The 23,943-nt window shown below is 41.2% G+C and carries 19 protein-coding genes, 3 pseudogenes and 1 riboswitch; of the genes and pseudogenes, 8 read left to right on the top strand and 14 right to left on the bottom strand.

From position 1 onward, the window contains the following. Positions 1-36: 36 nt before the first annotated feature. From SD31_RS03800 to SD31_RS03840, 9 genes are all read right to left on the bottom strand, one after another. On the bottom strand, positions 37-309 hold the full coding sequence (locus SD31_RS03800) for an AGE family epimerase/isomerase (protein WP_039053168.1): 273 nt from the start codon (positions 307-309) through the stop codon (positions 37-39). Positions 310-318: 9 nt separating this feature from the next. Next, positions 319-753, bottom strand: coding sequence for a DUF4434 domain-containing protein (locus SD31_RS18290; RefSeq protein ID WP_231561141.1), 435 nt, complete (start codon positions 751-753; stop codon positions 319-321). Then, the gene (locus tag SD31_RS18295) at positions 729-1,250 is read right to left on the bottom strand and encodes a DUF4434 domain-containing protein (RefSeq protein WP_231561142.1); all 522 of its coding nucleotides are present in this window, start codon (positions 1,248-1,250) and stop codon (positions 729-731) included. Before SD31_RS18295 ends, SD31_RS18290 begins: the two co-directional genes overlap by 25 nt. Then, complete coding sequence (locus SD31_RS03810; RefSeq protein ID WP_052258622.1) at positions 1,251-1,922, bottom strand: GDSL-type esterase/lipase family protein; 672 nt, start codon at positions 1,920-1,922, stop codon at positions 1,251-1,253. It abuts the gene before it with no gap. 3 nt (positions 1,923-1,925) lie between these two features. Beyond that, the gene (locus tag SD31_RS03815; protein ID WP_039053180.1) at positions 1,926-2,606 is read right to left on the bottom strand and encodes a GDSL-type esterase/lipase family protein; all 681 of its coding nucleotides are present in this window, start codon (positions 2,604-2,606) and stop codon (positions 1,926-1,928) included. 17 nt (positions 2,607-2,623) lie between these two features. Next, complete coding sequence (locus SD31_RS03820; RefSeq protein ID WP_039053169.1) at positions 2,624-4,024, bottom strand: DUF5009 domain-containing protein; 1,401 nt, start codon at positions 4,022-4,024, stop codon at positions 2,624-2,626. A gap of 10 nt (positions 4,025-4,034) precedes the next feature. Then, positions 4,035-6,113 (bottom strand): hypothetical protein, encoded by a 2,079-nt coding sequence (locus SD31_RS18300; protein ID WP_231561143.1) that lies wholly within the window; start codon positions 6,111-6,113, stop codon positions 4,035-4,037. Positions 6,114-6,141: 28 nt separating this feature from the next. Then, positions 6,142-8,010 carry an FAD-dependent oxidoreductase gene (locus SD31_RS03835; RefSeq protein WP_039053171.1) on the bottom strand — a complete coding sequence of 623 codons (1,869 nt, stop codon included), beginning with the start codon at positions 8,008-8,010 and terminating at the stop codon, positions 6,142-6,144. A gap of 197 nt (positions 8,011-8,207) precedes the next feature. Then, a complete protein-coding gene (locus SD31_RS03840) occupies positions 8,208-9,479 on the bottom strand; it encodes an MFS transporter (RefSeq protein ID WP_039053172.1) in 1,272 nt (423 codons plus the stop codon). Positions 9,480-9,684: 205 nt separating this feature from the next. On the opposite strand from SD31_RS03840, the gene SD31_RS18305 reads away from it, so the two are divergent. Together SD31_RS18305 and SD31_RS03845 are read left to right on the top strand one after the other, a co-directional pair. After that, a complete protein-coding gene (locus tag SD31_RS18305; RefSeq protein WP_231561144.1) occupies positions 9,685-10,044 on the top strand; it encodes a winged helix-turn-helix transcriptional regulator in 360 nt (119 codons plus the stop codon). Further along, positions 10,037-10,915, top strand: coding sequence for an ROK family protein (locus tag SD31_RS03845; RefSeq protein ID WP_231561145.1), 879 nt, complete (start codon positions 10,037-10,039; stop codon positions 10,913-10,915). Before SD31_RS18305 ends, SD31_RS03845 begins: the two co-directional genes overlap by 8 nt. On the opposite strand, the gene SD31_RS03850 is transcribed toward SD31_RS03845, so the two are convergent. Continuing rightward, positions 10,916-11,818: a hypothetical protein gene (locus SD31_RS03850; protein ID WP_039053173.1), complete on the bottom strand. Its 903-nt coding sequence runs from the start codon at positions 11,816-11,818 to the stop codon at positions 10,916-10,918. A gap of 53 nt (positions 11,819-11,871) precedes the next feature. Then, positions 11,872-12,168 carry a hypothetical protein gene (locus tag SD31_RS03855; protein WP_156138185.1) on the bottom strand — a complete coding sequence of 99 codons (297 nt, stop codon included), beginning with the start codon at positions 12,166-12,168 and terminating at the stop codon, positions 11,872-11,874. A 102-nt stretch (positions 12,169-12,270) separates the two neighbouring features. Between SD31_RS03855 and SD31_RS03860 the strand changes: the two are divergent. Then, a pseudogene (locus SD31_RS03860) lies at positions 12,271-13,951 on the top strand (glutamine--tRNA ligase/YqeY domain fusion protein). A 200-nt stretch (positions 13,952-14,151) separates the two neighbouring features. Beyond that, the gene (locus SD31_RS03865; RefSeq protein WP_039053175.1) at positions 14,152-14,823 is read left to right on the top strand and encodes an OmpW/AlkL family protein; all 672 of its coding nucleotides are present in this window, start codon (positions 14,152-14,154) and stop codon (positions 14,821-14,823) included. Between the two features lie 54 nt (positions 14,824-14,877). Here SD31_RS03865 and metF read toward each other — a convergent pair. From metF to SD31_RS03880, 3 genes and pseudogenes are all read right to left on the bottom strand, one after another. Further along, positions 14,878-15,833, bottom strand: a pseudogene (metF, locus tag SD31_RS03870) (methylenetetrahydrofolate reductase [NAD(P)H]). Between the two features lie 53 nt (positions 15,834-15,886). Further along, a riboswitch (SAM riboswitch) is annotated at positions 15,887-15,985 on the bottom strand. A gap of 234 nt (positions 15,986-16,219) precedes the next feature. Next, positions 16,220-16,651, bottom strand: coding sequence for a ribosome maturation factor RimM (locus tag SD31_RS03875; RefSeq protein WP_231561146.1), 432 nt, complete (start codon positions 16,649-16,651; stop codon positions 16,220-16,222). An 83-nt stretch (positions 16,652-16,734) separates the two neighbouring features. Beyond that, positions 16,735-17,266, bottom strand: a pseudogene (locus SD31_RS03880) (30S ribosomal protein S16). Between the two features lie 239 nt (positions 17,267-17,505). Between SD31_RS03880 and SD31_RS03885 the strand changes: the two are divergent. From SD31_RS03885 to SD31_RS03900, 4 genes are read left to right on the top strand one after another with little or no spacing between them, the layout of a single operon-like run. Then, positions 17,506-19,563 carry a UvrD-helicase domain-containing protein gene (locus SD31_RS03885; protein WP_039053176.1) on the top strand — a complete coding sequence of 686 codons (2,058 nt, stop codon included), beginning with the start codon at positions 17,506-17,508 and terminating at the stop codon, positions 19,561-19,563. Next, positions 19,550-20,386 (top strand): 3'-5' exonuclease, encoded by an 837-nt coding sequence (locus SD31_RS03890; RefSeq protein WP_039053177.1) that lies wholly within the window; start codon positions 19,550-19,552, stop codon positions 20,384-20,386. The genes SD31_RS03885 and SD31_RS03890 overlap by 14 nt, the downstream gene beginning before the upstream one ends. Further along, positions 20,337-20,861: a hypothetical protein gene (locus SD31_RS03895; protein WP_156138188.1), complete on the top strand. Its 525-nt coding sequence runs from the start codon at positions 20,337-20,339 to the stop codon at positions 20,859-20,861. The genes SD31_RS03890 and SD31_RS03895 overlap by 50 nt, the downstream gene beginning before the upstream one ends. Before the next feature lie 13 nt (positions 20,862-20,874). After that, complete coding sequence (locus SD31_RS03900) at positions 20,875-23,760, top strand: PD-(D/E)XK nuclease family protein (RefSeq protein WP_052258624.1); 2,886 nt, start codon at positions 20,875-20,877, stop codon at positions 23,758-23,760. Positions 23,761-23,943: the final 183 nt, after the last annotated feature.

A 23,943-nucleotide genomic window follows, 5' to 3' on the forward strand; every position in this document is an offset into this window, starting at 1 on the left:
TTCCTGCCTATCCAGAGCGCAATACCAATCGCCCTTTCAGTCACGGCCATGCTGTAAAATAAGACAGGGCGTCCATGTTCTGCTATCTCTTTCCAATGTCTCCTTCGCCTCTACCTTATCATATAGCATAGACATCGTCCATATCTGACGTCCCTGCAACCACATGAACTTATCCGTATCGAAGACAGAGCCGTCACGATCCAGACATGTCAAATAACCTCCATATTCTTTGTCAATGGAATATTTTTCCCAAAAAGGAATCACATTCTCTAATAATTCTTTCCTATACTTAATAACAAAATCTTCCATCCCAAAAATCTATAATGTTGCTATATATTCTTTGTATCTATTGTATAAGTGTCCTGCCTGTAAGTACGCCGACTGTGGACTCATGAAATGCGAAAACTCAAAGGTAATAGCCTTGTCGTATCCGGCTTTACGAGCGGCTTCCAACTTCAAGCGTAATTTCTCGAATTTAATAGGCAAAAATTTGATAGGCATATCGCGATCAAAGGTTTCCGCATTGGTCCAGCACTGCATATTATACTTGTCTGCCAACTTTTTATTGACTGTAAAGAAATCTTCCAACTCATGATAGTCTATATGTCCATCTTGGAAGGCTACAGCATCCACAGCTGTATGGATTTCATGAAATATTTCATTCCACTCGGTTTCATGTTCTTTCAAGGAGACAGCATCCGTCTTGGTGAGCTGTGCCGAGGCCGCCATCACGGCTTTTTTGCATCTATCCATGGGGAAATGAATGTGGGCAAGTTGCCACTCACCCCTTTACACTGTTCACCCAGAATACGAAATGCAGCCGCAGCACCTTTAGTCTTTCTACTGATTTCCATACTGAGATACCAGCCTGCAAAACTCGAATAGTGACCATATCTACTCCACACCTCGTCGATAACATAGCGGTTGGCATCAATTTCATGCTGCATATCTCCCGTATCCCAATACTTACCGCTGTCATACAAACCGAAATAAAATTTAAGACCATGCTTCTCTGCCAGTTGGAGAAACATCTCCACCAAGTCTACCGGTGGCTCATAGCATCCTAGGTTGTTCTGCAAATAAGCCGATGGATAGGTAATAAATCTCCTATAACCCGAGCGTATCATGATTACCGTATCTATACCTACGGCTTTCATATATGCAAAATCCCTATCCCACTCCTCTCTACCCCAATTCTGATGGGGAATATCGTGGCTTATCTCATCAATAAAAGTTCCCGTAATCTTCATCTATAAGAATTTTTTGTCTACCAAATATTTTGCCCATACCAAATAGGCATCAGTATTAACATGTATGCCATCTCCTGTGTATTGCTCTTTCAACGTATAACTATCTGCCAACACCTCTTTCACATCAACATAGGTAAGCTTATACCTTTTGCACAGTTTCACCAATCCTTCGTTAAGATCTCGGATCATCTGTTCTTTACCTTTCAGATAATCGTATTTCAGCAGCTTTTCATTCAATGGCAACGTACTTTGTACATATATTTTTGTCTTAGGGCTTGTTTTTTGAATAATACGGATAATTTCTTCCCAGTTTTTCAAAGTTATTTCGGTGGGTAATCCACGCCCTATGTCATTGATACCCATCATCAGAAAAATCTTTTTCGGCTTAGAAAGCATTACATCCCCAATTCGGGCTTTCATTCCAAAGGTATTGTCTCCTCCAATCCCTCTATTAGCAACCTTATATTGAGCGAAAAGCTCATGCCATGGTCCCCGCTCCGTAATGCTATTGCCGAAGAAAATCACATCTACGGTCTGTCCTTTTATATGCTGATATAATTTTTCTCTGGAGTCGTAATACCAATTATTGTATGCACTATCTACTGCTTTATTTTGGGCATAAAGTCCATTTATGGAAGCAAAAACAAACATGATAACATTCAACCACTTCATAATCTACAAGACTTTAATTTTTTTCAAATACGCGACAACTTGCGGATATGCCCACACCTCTAGGTGTATACCGTCCGGTGTGATATCTTCACGCAACTGACCTTTAAGGTCAGCCACCACCGGATAAAGGTCTATAAACTCAACTTGATTATGGGCTGCGGCAATATCTTTCAATGCATCATTCAGCTTGGCAATATCTTCATTTTTCACTGCCTTGAAGGACTCTATAAGCTTTTTCTCATTGATAGGAAGTATGCTGTTCAGATAGACTTTCGTATTCGGAGATTGTGATCTCACTGCCGTTACGATCTTTTTATAGTTGTCCACAATATAGGATATCGGGACTCTTCTTTTAAGATCATTGACTCCTATCATCAAAAAAATCTTGGACGGCTGATGCCGCAAAATCTCATCCAAACGGGCTACCACACCAAAAGATATATCTCCACTGATACCTCGATTCAGAATCGGAAGCTCCGGCGCTATATCATTCCAACGTCCGGCATCCGTAAGACTATTACCGACAAATATTATAGCACCTTTTCGTACCGGCATTTTCCAGAAAGTTTCTACTCTTTCCGTATATCCGGAAAAAACATAGTTGCTGTCTACGCCTACTGCCTCTTGAGCCATCGCATGTGACATCAAGAAGAAGGTCATTAGAGGAAAAATATATTTTTTCATCAACGATTCATTAAACATTAAGATCTCCAAAACCATTTCTTATTAGTAGCTATGTTGGTGATGAGCAACATCAAAAACATGAACACCAGCGTACGTATCAACCCGAGATAAGGACTCTGCGCCGATAGACTATCCAAAAAAGGTAATATTTGCATTAATCCTAAAAGAGGTGTTATGCAAAAGGCAGTCACGCAATAAGCCAACATCGGGTTTTGACCACACTTTACCAACGATGTCACCGCCAGATTCTTCGTGTGCTCTTTAGTAAGGTAATCGCATACCACATAAAAGGCAAAAGCAAGACCACTGGTCAAGAACCAATAGGAGAAAGAAGAAGGATCCTTTTTGATTCCTCCATCCAGCGGCTCGAAACACAGTCCTATGCTAGCCAGAGCCAATCCCCAGCCTAATAACACACGGTAAAAGCCGATTTGTCCCTCTTTTCGGTTCCGGAAAAACAACAGGTAGAGTCCCACAAAAATAAAATGTCCCAAAAGATTTAACGCTAGCTCTCTCATATAGAGCGTCACCACATGAAATACCACCCAGATAAAAGATACTGCTGCCACCCATGCTGCTGCTCTTCTTTCTTTATCCTCATACAATTTATTGGTAATATCCTTATATTGAAGAACCAAATCTCCTAATATAGATCCCGGTAAGACGATACAGAGGTATTTCAGGAAAGAGAAATTGTAAAACCAATGGAGTTTAGGGTGAAAGTTCCATATATAAGATGTCCAGCTGCCCTCTATAGAACGGGTAAGCCAAACGCCTATAAATCCCACCAGAATAGCTATTCGCAAATAGAAATTCCTTGCTGTCAACAACCAACATAACGACCCAAAGACAGCCATATTGGCCAACACAAGAATTATGATGTTGTTTTTACTTTTATCGAAAGTATTACCTTGCACTTCGCTATGGTAATATGTCAAACCGGCTATGACCAAAAAACCTATAGCCTGCAAACAGTATCGTCGAAGAGGGCTGCCTTCAAAGCGCATAAACACCAAGAAATACGCCAGAAAGGTGACAAGCGAAGTAAGATAATTGACCCATGGCTGAGCCGTCAGATTTCCCGGCGTCAAATATGCCAGCGTGATAGCAAAGAATACTAGCAGCAGACCACGACGCAGAACACCTTGCAAGATAGTGACATAAGCTCTATCATTCAATTTACTATGCAGTGCAAAAGGAAAAGCTGCTCCCATGGCAAACAAGAAAAACGGAAACACCAAATCCACCCAAGTAATTCCCGGATTATTGGGATTGAACGTAAAGTCTGGCGGCCCCACCTGAGCATGATACATCCATCCCGGGAAAACAGCACTCCAAGGAATTACCGCTGCCAGCACCATCCCGAAGATGGCCAAGCCACGGAGCAAATCTATGCTCAAGTTTCTATATTTAATCATATATATCTTTTTAGTTAATCATCCCTCTAATTTCTATTTTCTCCCCTCCCTTTCCCATCTCCTCCTTTTCTTGTCTAATATCAAAATATGCTTGGTCTGGACATCGCATATCGGTATATCTACCCTTATGCATCGGTAATCTGACTCTAACACCCTCAAGGTCTCGGAACAAATTAGTATAAAGCCAATGTGCCCCCTTCACAATAGTCCTAGTCGGCTGCACATCTTTCCCCTCATTTCTTACTTGATCTATAGCATTAACTCTCTTAAACCTCCCTATTTCATTTAATTTATATCCCTCACAATCAAACACCTCTTCATAATACTTTCCTTCCCCACTTATTACCATTCTCAATTTTTTGTCTTCTATAATCTCTACAGACATATAAACTTTTTCACCCGGATACCAGTAATATTCTTTTTGGGCTGGAGCATAATGCCATAAACTCATTTGACCTGAAGAATGAGCAGCTCTCCTAAAAAAGGGTCGAAAGGCTAAACGCTGTTGAGAAACTGAGCCATCTTCATATTTTATAACTTCCCAGGTCAATCCAATATCTGTTTCCTGACCATCCATGTCTCCTCCCATATATACCGAAGGATTATCTAAATACTGACCAATTTTTTGCGAATTCTTTCTGCTTTCGTCGAATTCCATAAAGGGTAAAATAACTTCCCCTTCTATGCCCTTCCAATAATCTCTACTACTTACGACCTTACGATAATAAGCTCCCAAAAAACAGTTTTGTTGCAAGGCGGGTCTTACTTCATCTTTCAAATAAAATTCTGCATCCTTATGGTTACTCGAAAGCTTAGAAGATGATACGCAACCGTTTAAAAGAATGCCCAAAAACACTATTAGTCTGAATTTCATATAGAAAGCAACTACAAATCTATAGGAACAAATACCAACGGCGTCGGCAAACATGAAGCTCCAGGTGGAGAGTAGATAAACTCTATCTCCTTGAATTTCTTTTGTCGGATCGGGCTTGTATACTTCAATTAAAATAGCTTCTGGAGCAGCTCTTGTTACCAATACATCCGAAGGCAGCTGCCTTACCACCGACTGCCCTTGACTACCCTTCAGCTCCATAGTAAGTCCCATGCCACCACACCATTTGTTGTCGGCAGAACGGGAGTTCCACGTAATCAGAGCCAAACCTTTACCGTCCGTGCTCTTCCATCTAATCTTTGTCTTATACATGACGCCATAGTTGCCGGCATTCTGGGCAAACTCTTTCTTCGGACCTATTGTTCCCGTTATCCATGGGTCGTCATTACCGTCAGCAATGATAAGCTGCTTAACTCCGTGACGGGTATCTAGCGTATCCAACGCCTGAACAGTATAGTTGGAAACCCCAAAAAGACCACGACCGGCATTTTCATGACTATGAGGAATCAAGGTTTTTATCGTAGGAAAAACATCAGGCCCATAGTTTTCTGGTGCTGTCTGTAGGATGCTAATCTGTGCTGGTTGATCCACCACAAACTCATAAAATCCATGCACCAGTTGATCGTATTCTACCACATTTTTTTCCAGAAGCTCATCTATAGCGATAACCTCTCCCGGATTAACCTTACGCACATCATTCTCAACATTGGATTTAAAGAAATCTTCAAGGCCCTTTTTTCCTATCTGGAAGTAATTTGTAGAAGGTTTCTGCGATGAGTATTTAAGCATCCTGAAAGTCAACGGCTCCGCACCCATATTTTTGAGCACAGCTGTAATCTTTCTTTTCATCTGTTGAGGCTCTTTGACCCCATTGACATTATATACATATAATCGTACCGCTCCAGGATTAACCTCCTCTTGCAGAACTATGGCTTCTGGCACTCGTATATATTCCGGATCATCGGAGATAATAAATTGAGGACCTGGTGCCACTACCTTATCGTATCTTATCTTCGGAAAATCTACCGTCAGAAAACTATCCAGTCGCGCAATACTGCCCACTTTCGTTTCTTTTAAGGTTTTGAGGTTTGATGAAGATAATTGATATGCCTTCGTTGTCTGTGCTTTAAGATTTTGTAGTCCCGTACATAGGAGGCCTGCCATCAGCAGCCCCGACAGTAAATGTGTTCTTCTCATTCTATGATTATAGGTTTAGCTATGAAAATTAATTTCTAGTCTCTACTAAATTTCCCTTAAAATCTACGTCACGCTCAAAAACTTTCAGAATATCTTCGATCAGAACGGCAGTCCAACGACGATTTAACGTAGTCTCTGCAGTTACTTGTCCGACAAATCCATATTTTGTAAGAACCTGCGCTATTTTCTCCGTATCGACCGCAACATCAATCGACTTGAGAATATTAATTGCCCCTTGCACAGTCAAGGGCTCTCCCGAGGCCTCCCATTTATTGGCCAAAACAGGAAAGTATAAACGCAACCCTTGAACAAGTTCATACTCACTGATTTCTCTTTCCGGATAAAACCACGTTTGGTTTGCCCATTTATAGGGAACACCGTAGCCTTTTAATATACCTGTTGCACCCACTTTATGCAAAATCTCGAAATGTGGATCTGCAAGCTGCACGTCAATAAATGGCATGATAAAGACCTTATGTTTTAGGAGTACAGCCTGCACTTCCCGGATAGACACTTCAGAAGGCTTTTTCCCCTGCTTTATTGCTAAGGCAGCCAAGGCCCCTGATGCCTGACCAATGCCCAACACCACTGGCTGAAGGCGTGTCGCTCCATTCACGATGTTGGTAACACCAATACTTTTCTCCGCGACGATTAAATCTTCAAAATTCTCCGGAAGAAGGACCCCCATAGGAACATTGTAAGAAGGCACTCTAATCTTCACAAAATCTATTTCAGGCGCATTTCCGTATTTATAGTGATGATGATCTATCGTGTAGTCTCCTACCGCAATACCTGTTCTATAGTACTTTTCCGGAGTGTCGTAAGGTGTCATCACATGTTGAAGCGCAAACAAAGCTTTGGCTTTGAGTCTTCTCGACTCCCTATGATAAGGAATCATAGGAAATCCATCTTTGGTAGGATATTGATCGTAATCTATTCCTAGATTTTTGAAACCAAGTTCATGCTGGATATAGTACACGAAGCGCAAAGTCATCTGCTTAGCTTCTTCCAGCAACTTGGCCCTCTCCTCCGGAGTTTTTTCTATGATATTCAGATAAATATCGTTACCTTTCTTAGGCCAGTTAATCATAAATCTTCCATTGGGAAGACGACCATAGGTAACCATTTTGAAACAGTCGTTGTTATCCTTGTTAAAAGTGGCAGGGTCGGAAATATCACAACATCCTGCAAATTCTTCTTTATTATATCCTTTAGGCTTTTTTATTGTTTTATCCGCACCAGGACCAAAGTCGCGCAATGTAATGACATAAGTCAAGTCCTGCACGATATCGTTTCCTTGTTCCAGAGCAAACTTTTCCTTGGTAAGCTCACGACTATCCATGCCCAAATAATAGGGAACCTTCAAATATGCCATCACATCCCCCAATTCTGTAGCATCTATGAGCAGCTTACCTTCTATCGTAGCAGATTTGCCCGTCTTTAAATCGGTAACATGCACTATCCAACCTGAATCTGTCTTGGCAACAGACTTCCATCGGGTATTAAACAACACAGAGATATGAGGTTCCGCAGAAACCATTTCTTGTAAAATCCTAGCGCCCACCTTAGGCTCAAACAAGGTGTTGCTCACCCATCCTGTTTCTACAGCCTTTGGTCCACCATAATGAGCATAAAGCTTTTCCCTGAACTCACCCCATAGGCCCGAAGGAAGACGGTGATTTCCATCAATGGCTGACACGCCAGCAGCGGTCAACATGCCTCCCAACCAAGGGGTTTCCTCTATGATTATACTACGCACCCCTAGGCGGGAAGACTGGATAGCCGCTGTAGTGCCACTGGCTCCTCCTCCCACAATGATAAGATCTGTCTTAAGCTGCCCCCAAGCCCAAGAACTTATTAACAAAAGTACAACTATGATACAGGCTGAATATCGCATAACAAGAGATTTATCTATTGACCTTTATAATTAAAAATAGACGACTTTTCGCTTCTTTCAGAATCAAACTTAAAAAACCAACTACTAATTTAAAAATTATAAAATATAAATCAATAAGTTTTTAAATTTTTTTATTATATATAAAACAACAATCCTTCACAAATCTTTCCTCTAATGAAAAAATTTTACAGAAAAAACTATTCCTCTTCAGGCTTCCGAAGCGGCACAAACCACGACACCAAGAATGCTGGAATAGTCGATATCAACACCCAGATAAAGAACATTTTGTATCCCATCCAATCACTTAAGCCGCCACTAATCATAGACGGCAGCATAAAGCCCAGATTCACAATACCGCTTCCGAAGGCATAATGCGCCATCTTATATTTTCCGGGAGCTATATTTTGCATGGTAAATAGAATAATCCCCACGAAACCAAAGCCATACCCAAAATATTCCACCACTACTGCCGAAGCTATAAGTACCAGATTTGTGGGCACAAAAAAGGCTAACAAAGCATAAGCAGCAAAAGGCACGTTAAAAAAAGCACACAAAGTCATCAGTGTCTTGCGTGTCAATCCTCTTTTAGCAACGAAATTTCCCGCCAAAATAGACCCAAGCACGAAAGCTATCGCACCAAACACACCATACAACATTCCTATTTCAGAAGTACTCAAACCCAATCCGCCTTCTACTCGTTCGGCCTTGAAGAAAAGTGGAACAATCTTTATAGCTTGACCTTCAGCAAAACGATAAAAAACAATAAAAAGTAAGCTAAACCAGATATTTTTCTTCTGAAAGAAGGTTATTATCACATCCTTAAGTGTCGCCATCCCCTCTTTTAGTGAAGTAGGTTTCACCTCCTGTTGTGATGAAGGCAAAGCACGGGAATTATACAAGCCTAACACCACCATCAAAATTCCATAGCAGAACATAACCACCATCCAAGCATTGGCAATACCTATTTTCTGCTCCAGCAGGCCTGCCAGATATACCAGCACGCCACCCGAAAATACCTTGGCTATATTGTAAAATGCTCCTTGCCACCCCACATATTTAGCTTGGTTTGTCGCATCTAACTCATTGAGATACACTCCATCAGCCGCAGTATCATGAGTAGAAGCACTCAACGCTATAATAGTCAGAATGGCAATACTGAAGCTGAAATATGAATCAAGCTGTAAAGTCAATCCAACTAGTCCAAACAAGATCCCCGTAAATATCTGCGTGACATAAACGAAAAACTTTTTAGTTTTATACAACTCCAAAAAGGGTCCCCACAGTGGCTTCAACGTCCAAGGCAGCATAATCAACGAAGTCCAAAATGCTATCTGTGTATCCGAAACGCCTAGATTCTTGTACATAATCGTACTTGCACTGGACAAAGCCACAAAAGGAAGCCCCATAGCAAACCACGTGGTAGGAATCCACGACAGAGGATGTCTGGTTTTATACGAATTGTTTTTCACCTTATAAATAAGTTAAAGTAGATAGTTTACAAATTAGGTTTTAAACTCAAAATAATTTAGATTTACTATAAATTAGTCAGCAACTCTTTTTCTGTTCCAATTATATTTAAAAATTTTATTTTATCAAAACTTTATTAATAAATATATTTAAAATAATATCCGAAATATATTTGGTATTTTTACCGAAACTTTAGCTTAACGTAGTATGACGTCAAATTTCTTTAAAGATTTACATGAGGCAAATAAAAATGGTGTAGCCTACAAAAACATTAAACTGAAGAAAAAGATTCTTGCCCATTTTGCAACGCATGAAACAGCTACCATAGCGGAACTAAGTAAAACATTCAATATAAGCATCCCCAAAATCAATGAGTCTATCAGCGAACTTATGCAGGATAAGCTCGTAAAAGATTATGGGAAGACCACTTCTACTGTAGGTAGAAAGCCAAGCACCTACGGTCTGGAAGCCAACTCTGCCTATTTCGTAGGTGTACAGGTCGCTAATGACCACCTTAGCATATGCCTCATTAACATGAAAAAGGACATCTTATCGAAAAATGAATAATATCCCTTTTCTGTTGGAGAACAACGAACAATCTTTGTTAAGCATCTGTAAGGAAATAACAACCTTTATCGAAAAACATCATATCAACAAAACCAAGATTCTCGGCGTAGGAATCAATTTGACAGGACGTATCAACTATCGTACAGGCTATTCGTACAGTTATTTCAACTTTTATGAGGATCCGCTATCGAATTTCTTCGAGCAGCACATCGGCATCCCTACATTTTTGGAAAATGACACCAAAGCTTTGGCTTACGCCGAATTTTCTAGCGGAATTCTTAAAGAAGCCAAAGACGCCCTGTTTATCAATGTGGACAACGGTATAGGTCTGGGTATCCTTATAGACAACAAACTGTATTATGGAAAATCAGGATTTTCTGGTGAATTCGGACATATCCCTATTTTCGACAACGACATCATATGTAAATGCGGCAAGAAAGGTTGTCTAGAAACAGAAGCTTCAGGCTATGCCCTTCGCAGAAAAGTCATTGAAGAAATCAAAAAGGGCGCAACAAGCACCTTAACAAAGAAATTTCCTGACATCAACGACGTAAAGCTAAGTGACATCATCCACGCTGCCAAAAAAGATGACAACCTATGTATTGAAGCTATCAACTACATTGGAGACCGTCTGGGGAGAGGTGTTGCTGCCTTGATAAATATCTTTAACCCTGAGCTTATCATCGTAGGCGGCGTGGTAGCCAAATCCGATGAATACCTAAGCTTGCCATTGAAAAATGCTATCAACAAATATTCCCTTTCGACAGTAAATCGCGACACCAAAATCATCATATCTAACCATACGGATGATTTAGCAGCCTACGGTGCATGTCTGCTATTACGCGACAGATTGTTGGAAGTAACCGAATGATCAACGGATTATAGCATCGCCATTTTGACTGCGCTTAACCCAAAATGGTGATGCATACTTATCCCACAACACCGCAAACTCATATTTGCTGATTAGCCTTTCGGGATTGTAATCTTGTTCAAAACCAAACTCCTTTTTCCACTTCTGCTCTATTTCCTTATCCAGTTCATCCCCACGAAAAGCGGCAAACTTCAGAAGACTTATCGTACTTTTTAATGTAAGATATTCTGGATTGTGGTCTACAAACCAAAGCTGTGTGCGTGAAAACAATCGCTTAAGCTCTTCTTTTACATCCGCCAGTTTTACAGAATCTTGCCCATTGAAATAAAGCTTTCCTTCCTTCTGGTTCAATGGCAAAATACCGGTCAAGAATATCCTTTGAAGAGAAGAGTAATGTTTGTCCTCTACACTAATATCCACACAAGGGAGCAGGCGGCTTCTGTACATTAACAATTCATTCTGCAGTACTCTCAGATCAATTTTATCCGTTGAAGTCTTGAAAAATGCACAATACGATACTACAGCTCCTACTGTCTGCCCCAAAGCTACACGATAAGGCAGGTTGTAGCCTTCTTTAGCCTTCAACACAAAAAGATTATTTTCTGCCGGAACAACTTCGTGTAGGTATGCCACTTCTATTTCTCCTTGATCCTCCCCTACAAATATTAGCGCCCTTGACTGCGGAAGAGACAATACCGTTGACCGCAGTACTTTGACATTGTCGTCCGCTTTGACATTGGCCATACGACACAACTTACTCTCTTTGCTTGCGTCGAGCACATATTTCACCTGAAAGCTTTGCTTATTGGTAAGCTTGATCTCCCAAGATTTAGAAGATTCAGAGACTTTTTCGATGTCCTGCTGGTGGATGACTGTCAACAGCTCCTTTTTTGCTGGTTGCATAGATGACAACCGCATAAGATCTCTCTTGAAAGTACTATCCCTACGCAGGGCCTCTATGCCTCATATACGGAGGTCTTTCTTAAGATATACTTCCAAGCTCCACCGTCCAGCATCAGGTCGGATTGTACGGATTCACTAGCTGTCGATAGACTTTTACGCCAAGTAGAAGAATTGTCCACCCAGACTGTCGGCACACCGGAAATTGCAGCCTGAGCAGCAGCCATATAGGCTTCTACAGACCCACCATACACCAGCAATACTGGCTTAGGAGACTTACCTCCTGCAACACAAACACATATATTGAACAGCATTAATAGGATACTGGTCAGGATGATTCTTCGATTTCGCATACCTCTAATTTATAAACAATTTCAATTGGATGGTTTTTATCAATTTATTTTTATTCAACTATCTGCTTTTTATCGCATTAATGAGTAACTTTGTCCTTATGATTGAGGAAGAAAAAAAAAGAAAAATCGTTAAATTTTATTGAAGAAATCATCGAAGAAGATATTCGAACAGGAAAACATGGCGGTCGAGTATTGACGAGATTTCCTCCAGAGCCTAATGGCTACCTCCATATAGGCCATGCTAAGTCTATCTGCCTTAATTTCGGCTTGGCACAAAAATACAACGGAAAAACCAACCTACCGCTTTGATGACACCAACCCTGTGACAGAAGATACAGAATATGTGGAAAGCATCAAAAACGATATCAAATGGTTGGGCTTCCAATGGGCTGAAGAATTATATACCTCGGATTATTTCGAGACATTATACGAATACGCTGTCAAATTAATCAAAAAAGGATTAGCATATGTGGACGACAGCACACCGGAAGAGATTGCCGCAGCGAAAGGCTCTCCTACCGAACCAGGCATCCCTACTCCTTACCGCGACCGCTCCATCGAAGAGAATTTAAAACTCTTTCAAGAGATGCGTGAAGGTAAGTATAAGGATGGAGAGAAGGTGCTCCGCGCAAAAATTGATTTGGCCAGTCCAAACATGCACATGCGTGACCCTATTCTTTACCGTATCAAGCACGCACATCACCACCGCACAGGCGACAAGTGGTGCATCTATCCAATGTACGACTTTGCTCACGGCCAATCCGATTCTATCGAGAAGATAACCCATTCAATCTGTACCTTGGAGTTTGTACCGCACCGCCAGCTATACGACTGGTTGATCGAGCAACTGGAAATTTTTCCATCCAAGCAATATGAATTTGCCCGACTCAACCTCAGCTATACGGTGATGAGTAAACGGAAGTTGCTACAGCTTGTCAACGAAAAATATGTAGAAGGCTGGGATGACCCTCGCATGCCTACAATTTCAGGACTACGCCGCCGTGGTTATACGCCAGAAAGTATACGCAATTTCTGTGAGCGCATAGGTATCCAAAAGCGTGAAAACATGATTGACGTCAGCTTGTTGGAATTCTGCATCCGTGAAGACCTGAACAAGACAGCATGGCGTCGTATGGCCGTTTTGGATCCGATAAAACTGATTATCACCAACTATCCGGAAGGTCAGGTAGAAGAACTTATCGGCGAAAATAATCCCGAGGTGGAAGGCGGAGACGGTTCTCGTGTCATTCCTTTCTCTAAAGAGCTATGGATAGAACGTGAAGATTTTATGGAAAATCCTCCAAAAAAATTCTTCCGTCTAGGTCCTGGACTTTCTGTACGTCTTAAACATGCTTATATTGTAGAATGCCACGACTTCAAGAAGGACGAAAACGGCAAAGTGACCGAAGTATACTGTACATATGTACCGAATTCTAAATCAGGTGAAGATACTTCAGGACTAAAAGTTAAAGGAACCATCCACTGGGTATCTACAGCTCACGCCAAAGAAGCTGAAGTAAGACTGTATGACAGATTGTTTAACGTGGAAAACCCTGCTGCAGAAGAAGACTTCCGAAAAGTGTTGAATCCGGAAAGCTTGAAGGTTGTTCCTAAAGCCTACATCGAACCGGACTTAGCCAATGCGGTAGCAGGAAAAGGTTATCAATTTATCCGTCTTGGATATTTTAACCTAGACACCTCTTCTACTGCAGAAAAACTAGTGTTCAACCGAACAGTGACCCTAAAGGATTCTTGGGCCAAAGAAGTCAAAAAAGGATCATAACATATAAAAAGGAGGTCAATGACCTCCTTTTGCTTTTCTTTTGCTTTTCCTAACCTCTCCTTTTTCATTTCCAAAATAACAAACATCATTCTTGCTTATAAAAACAAGTTGTCTAAACTATTATTAATACTGACATAAATCACTTGTAAAAATACGATTGCCTCCTACATTTGGTTATACAAACAACTAAATTAATTGATATGAAAAGGGCAATATTATCTATCGTAACAGGATTAATTTTCTCATTAGGGTTTGCTCAAGCTCAGGAAAACCAAGAATATGATAAATGGCAGATTCGTCTTCGAGGAGTAGGTGTTGTACCCGTGGAGAACGCAGAAATTTCGACCATCGGAGGCAATGTGTCTGTATCTAGCACATTTATTCCGGAATTAGACATCACTTATTTCTTTTCGAAAAATGTTGCGGCCGAACTGATTTTAGGAACAACAAAGCATAATGTTCATACTACTAACTCCGATCTTTCGGCTATCGGCGGTGCTGCCAATGCCAATGTAGACTTAGGAGATGTGTGGCTGCTGCCTCCTACCCTTACTTTGCAATACCACTTCCGTCCTAACAAGGTATGGAAGCCATATGTAGGCGCAGGTGTAAACTATACAATCTTTTACAATCCGGATGCCGGAAATACCGTAAAAGATATCAGCTATGATAACACCTTCGGCTTTGCCATGCAACTAGGTACCGATATCAACATTTCCAAAAATATTTTCTTAAATCTTGATGTGAAAAACATCCTATTAAAGACAGACGTAAACGTAGATGCTTCCAATCTAGCCGCAGGACTACACATTCCTGCAAAAGTGGATATCAATCCTTTCTTACTAGGATTCGGTGTGGGAATAAAATTCTAACACGCTCTCCGCTATCAATGGAAAGAGGGGATTTTCTGAAGAAATCCCCTCTTATTATGCTAATTGTTCTACAATCTTTTTCGTTGGCCCCGGATTACTCATCGTGTAGAAGTGCAATACAGGTACTCCAAAGTCGATAAGCTCCTTACACATATTTACCATCCATTCTGTACTTACTTTCTGTACGTCGGCATTCGTTTTACATTCTTCGATAGCGCTACTGAGTTCTTCCGGAATATCTAGATGGAAGATTTTTGGCAAGGAAATCAGTTGTTTCTTGTTGGTCAAAGGTTTCAGCCCCGGAATGATAGGAACATCAATACCGTTGTCACGACATTTTATCACAAACTCCTTGTATCTATCGATGTTATAAAACATTTGGGTTACGATGAAGTTGGCGCCCATTTCCACCTTTTTTTTCAACCATTTTGAAATCGGTATTGAAGTTGGGAGCTTCGAAATGCTTTTCCGGATAGCCAGCCACTCCTATACAGAAGTTCGTTTTCGATCCTTCTATATCTTCATGCAAGTATTTGCCGTTGTTCATATCTACGACCTGTGCCAGTAGTTCCGTAGCATAGGCGTGCCCTCCAGGAGTAGGAATAAAATCAGGATCACCCTTGCGGGCATCACCACGTAAAACCAATACATTGTCTATCCCCAGAAAGTCCAAATCTATGAGTGCATTTTCGGTTTCTTCCTTGGTGAAACCACCACATATCAGGTGAGGCACGGCATCCACCTTATATTTATTCATGATAGCAGCACATATAGCTACCGTTCCCGGCCGCTTACGATAGGCTACGCGCTCTAGAAGCCCATTAGGGTGCTGCTTATACAGATAGTCTTCTCTATGGTATGTAACATCAATAAACGGAGGGTTAAACTCCATTAGTTCATCCATTGTATTAAAAATACTTTGGATGCCTTGACCTTTGGCCGGAGGCAACAGCTCAAAAGAGAACAAAGTTTTTCCCTTTGTCATTCTTGATATGGTCTATAATTTTCATGTTGTTATTTCAGTTTAGGCTTAGAGAAAAGACTAAGAGATGGGCTTTTCACTGACTTATCTTTCCCACAAGGGGTAGAATGTAGCACCTTGACCTCCGTCAGGTTGCTAAGGCTTCACAGGGTCTATTCCCTCCGCCTTTCTCTATAAGCCCCGCTAATATCGCGAATAGAATGATAACAACAAAATTTATCTATAATTTAGTCTACAATCCTGCTATACTATTACGCTATTTTTGTTACTATAGACTTATAAAATAAAAAGGAAGAACGGTATGTTCTTCCTATTATTCCTTATACAAATCGACTAATCCCTCCGGTAAATCTACCTCTATAATTTCTTCCTCCACATCAATATCCAGTATCAAATCTTCCGAAAGAGGGAACATCAATTCTTTACCATCATATCCACTGTGGCCACAAACTCGCATGTTGGAATTCTTGCGAACTCGTTCGGTAMTTCCTCCCAACTTCGTCCATGTTGCTCGTCGATGACCAAAAAGCCTATCAGGTCCGTATAACGGAAGTCGTCGGGATCTCGCTCCGGTAGCTTATCCTTCGGAAGGTACATCTTACGATGCACCAAAGGCTGGGCCTTATCTATATGGTCTATATCTTCGAAAAATGCATAGCCCGTACTGTTGTTGTGTAACTTGATACTTTGTACAAAATAAGGAACCAGTTTCTTGTTTACTTCCAAAAATATCACGTCCAAGTCCAGCTCGTCGTACGCATCAAACTCAAAGTACAGCTGCACTTCCCCTTTCAGGCCACGCGTCTTGGATACATATCCTATATAAAAACCTTCTTCTACTGTCATTTTATGAATCTAGAAATCCCAAAAATAGCAAAAAAAGCCGATTCATTTGATGAATCGGCTCTTCCGAATACTTTATGAAAGAATTATCCTTCAGTTTCTTCGTTGCTTTCTGTAGCTTCAGCAGCTTCTTCTGCAGGAGCTTCCTCCGCAGCAGGAGCATTTTTAGCAGCGATAGCCGCAGCTTTTTCAGCTTTCTTATGGCAGCCTCTCAGCAGCAAGAGCCGCTTTTTTAGCTTCTTCTTTAGCTTTCGCTAGGCTTTCTTTCGTGCCTGCGATTTTTGCTTCTTTAGCTTCTAACCAAGCAGCAAATTTTTTCTCTAAAGTAGCTTCATCAAAAGCTCCTTTTTTAACACCACCCAATAAGTGTTTTTTGTATAAAACACCTTTTGCTGATAAAATAGAGCGAGCAGTGTCAGTAGGCTGTGCACCTTTGTTCAACCAATCCAAAGCTTTGTCGAAATCCAAAACGATAGTTGCAGGATTAGTGTTAGGGTTGTACGAACCTAAACGATCAATGAATTTACCATCACGTGGAGCACGTGAATCTGCTACTACTACATGGTAAAAAGGTTTTCCTTTTTTACCGTGTCTTTGCAATCTGATTTTAGTTGCCATTCTTTTTTAATTAATTATGTATTCAACATATCCCCCGTACTTCATGTAAGAGGGGACGCAAAGATAAAAATTTTTTGACAAAAAGAATAAATTATTCTATCAATCAACCACTTTTCTACAAAAGCTGATTATCTGACATTTATAGGGACACGGCCTCTGAGTTACGACTTTCCTAAGGAAATAACTTGCCATATTGCGCTTTTAACTGTATTTTCAATCTTCCAAATCGTATTATCGCCATGACGCATGTTGCTCCTTTGAAGATTCTCAAAGCCTCCGCCGGCTCGGGAAAAACATTCAGCCTTACGTTACATTATATTACCCTGCTGTTGACCAACGAAAACAGCTATCGTGAAATTTTGGCCGTCACTTTCACCAATAAGGCTACTGCCGAAATGAAAGAACGCATCCTTCTCGTGCTACGAGGATTGGCAGTAGGTGACACCTCCAAAAAAATTGACGATTATAGAAAACCACTTTTACAACAGAATAGTGAGTGGTCGGAAAACGTCATCCAGCAGAAAGCCTTACGTGTCTTTCGCAAGATCCTGCACGACTATAGTCATTTCACCATCAGCACTATCGATGGTTTCTCACAGAAGGTTATACGGTCATTTACCTATGAACTTAACCTCGATGCAGCATACAAAATTGAAATGAACACCAGTAAGGTCAAAGCAGACCTTACCCGTATGCTTAATGAATCTTTAGACGAAAAGCCTCAACTGCTGGAATGGATCATCGATTTTGCGGAGAAAAAGATAAACAACAACGAAAACTGGAATTACCGCAACCAGCTAAGTCAGCTGGCGGAGCTTATTTTCAGCGAAAACTTCCAAGAATTTGACGGGGCTTTAGCCTCTGCTGACACCCATCGGCTGTTCAATCTTCTGAACAACGAGATCTACGAAAAGACAAAATCCTACTTAGATAGTCTTAGCGAAGCGATAAAGGCCTTCCAAGACATGTTCAAGGCATTATTCGTGGATGCCAATGAGATGAAGAATAAGTCAAAAAACCCTCTTGTCTCGGCCAACAACACATCGTCTAAAGTCCATAAGCTTTCCAATTCCGACCTTATCAAAACGTTGGACAAATTCATCAAACTTATTGACAACAACGATGCCTTCACCGATCAGGACAAAAACATTCGCTACGACCTCAAAGAACGATTTAAGCCGATATTAGAACAGTTCGTCACACTAAAAAGCCTTCTGCCTACCTTCCTCGCCTATCAGGCCGTCCAAAGCAACTTATATTATCTGAGGTTGCTGAAGGAGATGTCGGATTTGCTAAGTCAATGGCGAAAGGAAAATAATGCTCAGCTAATCTCGGACTCTCAGATTCTGCTGAGCAGGCTGGGGCTAGATCAAAATCAAGACCCAACCTTCATATGGGAAAAGATAGGCAATCGCTACAACTATTTCCTCTTCGACGAATTTCAGGACACCTCCCGCAGCCAGTGGAAGAATTACAGTCCTCTGCTGCTCAACGCACTTAGTAATGCCAAAGGACAGCTCAACGAACATCTTATCGTGGGCGACGTAAAGCAAAGTATCTATCGTTGGCGAAACGGCGACTGGCGCATCCTCCTCCAACAGGTGGAAGAACAGGTCATGAAAACCTTCCATCTGTCGGAAGAGCAGAAGAAGCATTTTATCGACATAGGCAGCCTAGACGTCAACTATAGAAGCTTGCCCAACATCATACGCTTCAACAACTACCTATATGAAACTATACCTCAACAGCTTCAGCAACTGCTCAACAAAATTGCTGATACAGAGTTGTCCGAGGAGGGATTACAGTGGTGGCATGCATCACAAAACGACACCTTGCTCCTCAGAGCCTACGACAGCTGTAGCCAGCTGATTCCATCATTCAAGGTGGGAGATGAGAATCCTCAAGGTTCTATAGAGATTGAGTACCTCACGGTAGAGAATAGTAGAAGGCGAGCCAATCAGGTAGAAGAAGAAAGTATCAACCGACTTTGTGCCAAAGTAACGGAATGGATATCTTCTGGCCGCTACAAACCTAAACAAATAGGCATTCTGGTACGAAGCAATAAACAGGTGCTGCTCGTCATACAAAAACTTATGGAGCACAAAAATGCTGCAGGACTTCAGTATGAAGTCATCTCGGGCGATGCACTATCTTTGGTCAACAACGACGCCATAAACCTGCTTATTGAAACACTGAAAGCTTTGGTGTATACCAGTGATAAGCACGTAATACATCACGCCCGGATGGCCTATCTCTATCAGATTATCCAAAATCAACAAAGTTTTGAACGGGAATGAATGGCTGAAATTTAAAGATAATAACCTCCATGCTTTAGACAACATTCTTCCTACAGCCTTACTGTCGGAATGGGATACCCTGCAAGCCTTGCCGCTCATCCATCTTATCGAAAAGCTTATCGAGCTTTATGGATTCACCTCACCAAACAATGTTCACCTACCTTATCTTCTAGCCTTCAAAGATGTGGTCGGCAACTTTACTGCAAATGGAGAGCGTGGCATAAATCAATTTCTGGAATTTTGGGAAGAAGACGGACATAAAGCTGTTATCCCATCTGCCGGTAAAATCGACGCCATAGAGGTCACCACCATACACAAGTCCAAAGGCCTAGCGTACGATGTGGTGATGATCCCTTTCTGCTCATGGTCATTGGACGGCAAACCTAACGGAGACTTCTGGATTGACACGGAGGATACCCCGTTCCACCAGCTCGGAAGAATACCTATCAAATACACCTCTTCGCTCGGTCAATCCCTTTTCTACAAGCAATATTTTGAAGAAAAACTGTTCAACTACATGGATTCACTCAATACACTCTATGTGGCGACGACAAGAGCGGTAGAACATATATATATTACAGCACCAGCCTTCGCCGAAAAAGAAGATAAGAAAGAAGGCAGAATATTGGATATTAAAAACGATCTGATTTCCGATATAGTCTATCAGGTGTTGACCAAAGAAGAATCTCCTTTCCCTTTAACAGGATACAGTCTATCTATAGATAATCCCATACCACCGAATGCACAAAAAGAGGAAGAACCATGCCGGTACTTTGGCATTGACGCACTACCCTACATCACGAAAGATAGAAGAAAACCTTGAAAAGGTTAATGAGAGAAATATCAACACTATCTTACTCATGGAAAAAGCTTCCCGATACGGTATCTTGGCTCACGAAGTGATGGCTGAAGCTACCACAGAATCGGATATACCTAAAATCATCCATCGCTATATGGAAGAAGGGGTATTGGCTGCCAACGACAAAACCGAATTGGAAGAACAAATAGCAAGGATATGGCATCATCCTCTTATCAACAAATGGCTGACAGGTGGATATACCATCAAAAATGAAGCTGCCATTATTAACGATGAAGGAGAGACCCTACGACCGGACAAAGTTTTCATAGGCGAGCAGGAATCTATTATCCTAGATTTTAAATTCACCAACGACAACTATTTCAAGCATGAAAAACAAATTAAGAATTACATGAAAGCTCTTCAAAATCTAGGATATACGAACGTTCGTGGCTATCTGTTTTACGCTAAGATGGACGATCTGGTGGAGGTCAAACTATAACAATCTGAAAGGTATGAGCACAGCATTTTTGGCATTAGTAGCACAAGATATAAAGAAACGTTTCGGGCTGGAGTTGTCCGATATAGCTATTGTTTTCAACAACAAGCGTCCTATTACATATTTGAAAAAACACTTGGCCAATGAATATGGTCACGCCATCTGGTCTCCTCATGTTTTCACTATTCAAGAATTTCTAKGGCGTGCCACCGACGATGAGCAAGCCAGTCCACTAACGCAGTTTTTCTACTTATACCAGCTGCATAACGAACTTCTCCGCGAAGAAGGAAGAGAGCCTGAAACTTTAGAAGAATTTTATCCTATAGCAGAAATCATTCTCAGCGACTTTGGACAGCTGGATTACGACCTAGTCAATGTAGACCATATATACATGGAGCTCTACGACATTGCCAAAATCGACCTAGAGTTTCAACATCTAACTCCCGAGCAGCAGGAGTTTATCCGAAAATTCTGGCAGGCATTCAGCATGCAAGGACATACGGGACTGCAGGAACGTTTTTTGAGGCTATGGAAAAGACTCCCTAAGCTGTACCGTGCTTTCAAGCAAAAGCTTAACGACAATAGACAAACCAACTATCCTACAGTATATAGAAAGCTTGCAGAAGGTATTCTCGATGCGGCCTCTTTGACAGCCCCTTTTAAAAAGGTTCTGTTTGTAGGGTTCAACGCATTAAGTGCAGCTGAAGTTAAACTGTTCAAACAATGGCAGGAAGAGGACAAAGCTCTTTTCTATTTCGATGTGGATGCCTACTACCTCGAAGACAACCAGCAGGAGGCAGGGCTTTTTATCCGTCGAAACATTTTTCATCACGGCTTGCATAATGCTTTGGGCGACACACCCAACATTATCGGATCCCGAAAGGATGACATACATGTGTATGCCGCCACTGGCAAAGTCAGCCAGACCAAACTCCTGTATGACGTACTACAAAAACATGAACAGGAAGGGAAAACGTCGGCTGTCCTTCTCGCCGACGAAACCTTGCTAGTACCTCTCTTGCAAAGTTTACCAGACATAAAAGTGAATATCACCACTGGTTTTCCGTTGACTCAGTCTCCAATTTATGGGATATTGGATTTATGGATGAACGTACACGAACGTATTTCCCATCAAAAGAAGACTAAAGTCGCCTATCAGGATATAGAAACCTTTCTCAACAACCCACTGACGAAGGTAAATCCTACCGAAAAAACAAAAAATCTTAACTTCATTGCCGAAAGACAGCTGTTAGAGGTAGCCCTCGATGATATCAGTATCAAGACCTCCGTCTTACCCAACTTTTTCCGCCCTTTGGCGTCTTCCAAAGAGGTCATCCCTACCTTGACACATATGGTGGAGCTGCTGCTTCAGTCCTTGTCATTGGATCAACATATCAAACAGATAGACGCCACCTTACTGATAGAAACTCAAAAGGTACTTAACCAGCTGCATTTAGGCTTCGAAAAAATTCCGGATCTGAGTATTCTTTTCCAGATAGGATTAATCCGCAAAGCCATTGCTCCAATAGCTTCCGCCATAGAGGGGGATCCTTTGGAAGGGTTACAAATTATGGGCTTATTGGAAAGCCGATGTCTCAATTTTGACAACATATATATCCTAGGTGCTAACGAAGGGATTCTTCCGAAAACTTCTGGCACGCCAACATTTATTCCCAACAATCTACGCAGAGCTTATGGATTACCTATCCTAGAAAATCAAGATGCTTTGTCCGCGTATCTTTTCTATCGCCATCTGCAGTACAGTTCGGAAATACATATTTTTTACAACAGCGTGGTAGATGAAAGTAGCTCTGGCGAGGAAAGTCGCTTCCTAAAGCAACTCGAATTCGAAAGTAACTTTACCTTCGTAAAAAAACAACAGCAACAGCCTGTGCTGTTCCCTCCTAAAGAAGGAGAACTAATAATCCCTAAAAAGGGCAAGGTGTGGCAAAGCATGCGCAAAAAATATATTGATGGCAAAGCCAAAATATCTGCCACCGCACTGACGACCTATCTGCATTCACCTTTGCAGTTTTTTCTAAAGCATGTGGCAGAAATCAAAGAGCCCCCTCGCATTGCACAGGAGTTCGAGATGAATTTACTGGGCACCATCATACATAATGTGATGGAAGCGATCTATAAGCCCTTCAAAGGCGTGGAAGACTTCATCTCCACCCAAATATTGCTTGAAAAAATTAAAGATATAGATAGTCTTATTCTGCTCCAGATAGCAAAGGAGTATGCTATGGAAATAAAAGAAGTGCGTGAGCTCAACAGCTTGCAACGCATACTTCATAAGATTGCATACGAATACATCAAGATGTATCTGGAATACGATATCAAGCATTTCCAATCTTTCCGTATCATCGAGTTGGAAAACGATGAAGACTATGAGATAAGTATTCCTATCCAGGTAGAAGGCAAAGAGGAAATGCTAAAAATCTACGGTATTATAGACCGAGTTGATCAGGTAGTTACCTCCGATGGGGTAGTCAAAACACGCATAGTGGACTACAAGACAGGTGCCGATTCCGTGTCCTTCACCTCCATAGAAAAAGTCTTCGGCCCCAATACAGAAAATAAAGCTATGGTACAGACTATGTTCTATGCTTATGTCTTCGAACAGAAAACAGGCATCCAGCATCTAGAACCCAATCTGTATGTAGCCCGAAAAATGAGAGAAGAAGGAACGCTATTCTCTGGAAAAAAAGGAACTGTGCTTACAGAGGAATTCCTTGTCGAACAAAAGAGCAACTTCGTACAGTTTTTAAAAAGAACATTGGAAGAACTATTCAATCCAGAAGTTCCATTTAGACATAATCCCGAAGTGCATGTATATCCTTCGGACCCGTATACTTTGTTCTACCGCAATGCTGTCAAAGAAGAAGACGACATTCAATAAAAAAGGGGAGTGTTTCTTCCCCTTTTTTATTTTGATAGTAGATTATTATCTAAACTTTCTCATAGCGCGCTCAGCTTCTTTTTTTAGCTGTAGTCACTTTGTAGTTGAACCATTTGTCTTTGAAAATTTTACGCATGGTATCATCAAAGTGACGTGTGATGAAAAGCTTAAAGCGCAAGAAAC

Origin of the sequence: Sphingobacterium sp. T2 (assembly GCF_000814685.1) — a bacterium.
GTDB lineage: Bacteria > Bacteroidota > Bacteroidia > Sphingobacteriales > Sphingobacteriaceae > Sphingobacterium > Sphingobacterium thermophilum.

Bases quoted from the DNA above. Each gene is read 5' to 3' on its own strand.
- SD31_RS18290 (WP_231561141.1), bottom strand. From the start codon at position 753: ATGGATAGATGCAAAAAAGCCGTGATGGCGGCCTCGGCACAGCTCACC.
- SD31_RS18305 (WP_231561144.1), top strand. From the start codon at position 9,685: ATGACGTCAAATTTCTTTAAAGATTTACATGAGGCAAATAAAAATGGT.
- SD31_RS03885 (WP_039053176.1), top strand. From the start codon at position 17,506: ATGACGCATGTTGCTCCTTTGAAGATTCTCAAAGCCTCCGCCGGCTCG.
- SD31_RS03850 (WP_039053173.1), bottom strand. From the start codon at position 11,818: ATGCAACCAGCAAAAAAGGAGCTGTTGACAGTCATCCACCAGCAGGAC.
- SD31_RS18295 (WP_231561142.1), bottom strand. From the start codon at position 1,250: ATGAAGATTACGGGAACTTTTATTGATGAGATAAGCCACGATATTCCC.
- SD31_RS18300 (WP_231561143.1), bottom strand. From the start codon at position 6,113: ATGAGAAGAACACATTTACTGTCGGGGCTGCTGATGGCAGGCCTCCTA.
- SD31_RS03800 (WP_039053168.1), bottom strand. From the start codon at position 309: ATGGAAGATTTTGTTATTAAGTATAGGAAAGAATTATTAGAGAATGTG.
- SD31_RS03855 (WP_156138185.1), bottom strand. From the start codon at position 12,168: ATGCGAAATCGAAGAATCATCCTGACCAGTATCCTATTAATGCTGTTC.
- SD31_RS03815 (WP_039053180.1), bottom strand. From the start codon at position 2,606: ATGAAAAAATATATTTTTCCTCTAATGACCTTCTTCTTGATGTCACAT.
- SD31_RS03820 (WP_039053169.1), bottom strand. From the start codon at position 4,024: ATGATTAAATATAGAAACTTGAGCATAGATTTGCTCCGTGGCTTGGCC.
- SD31_RS03835 (WP_039053171.1), bottom strand. From the start codon at position 8,010: ATGCGATATTCAGCCTGTATCATAGTTGTACTTTTGTTAATAAGTTCT.
- SD31_RS03865 (WP_039053175.1), top strand. From the start codon at position 14,152: ATGAAAAGGGCAATATTATCTATCGTAACAGGATTAATTTTCTCATTA.
- SD31_RS03810 (WP_052258622.1), bottom strand. From the start codon at position 1,922: ATGAAGTGGTTGAATGTTATCATGTTTGTTTTTGCTTCCATAAATGGA.
- SD31_RS03845 (WP_231561145.1), top strand. From the start codon at position 10,037: ATGAATAATATCCCTTTTCTGTTGGAGAACAACGAACAATCTTTGTTA.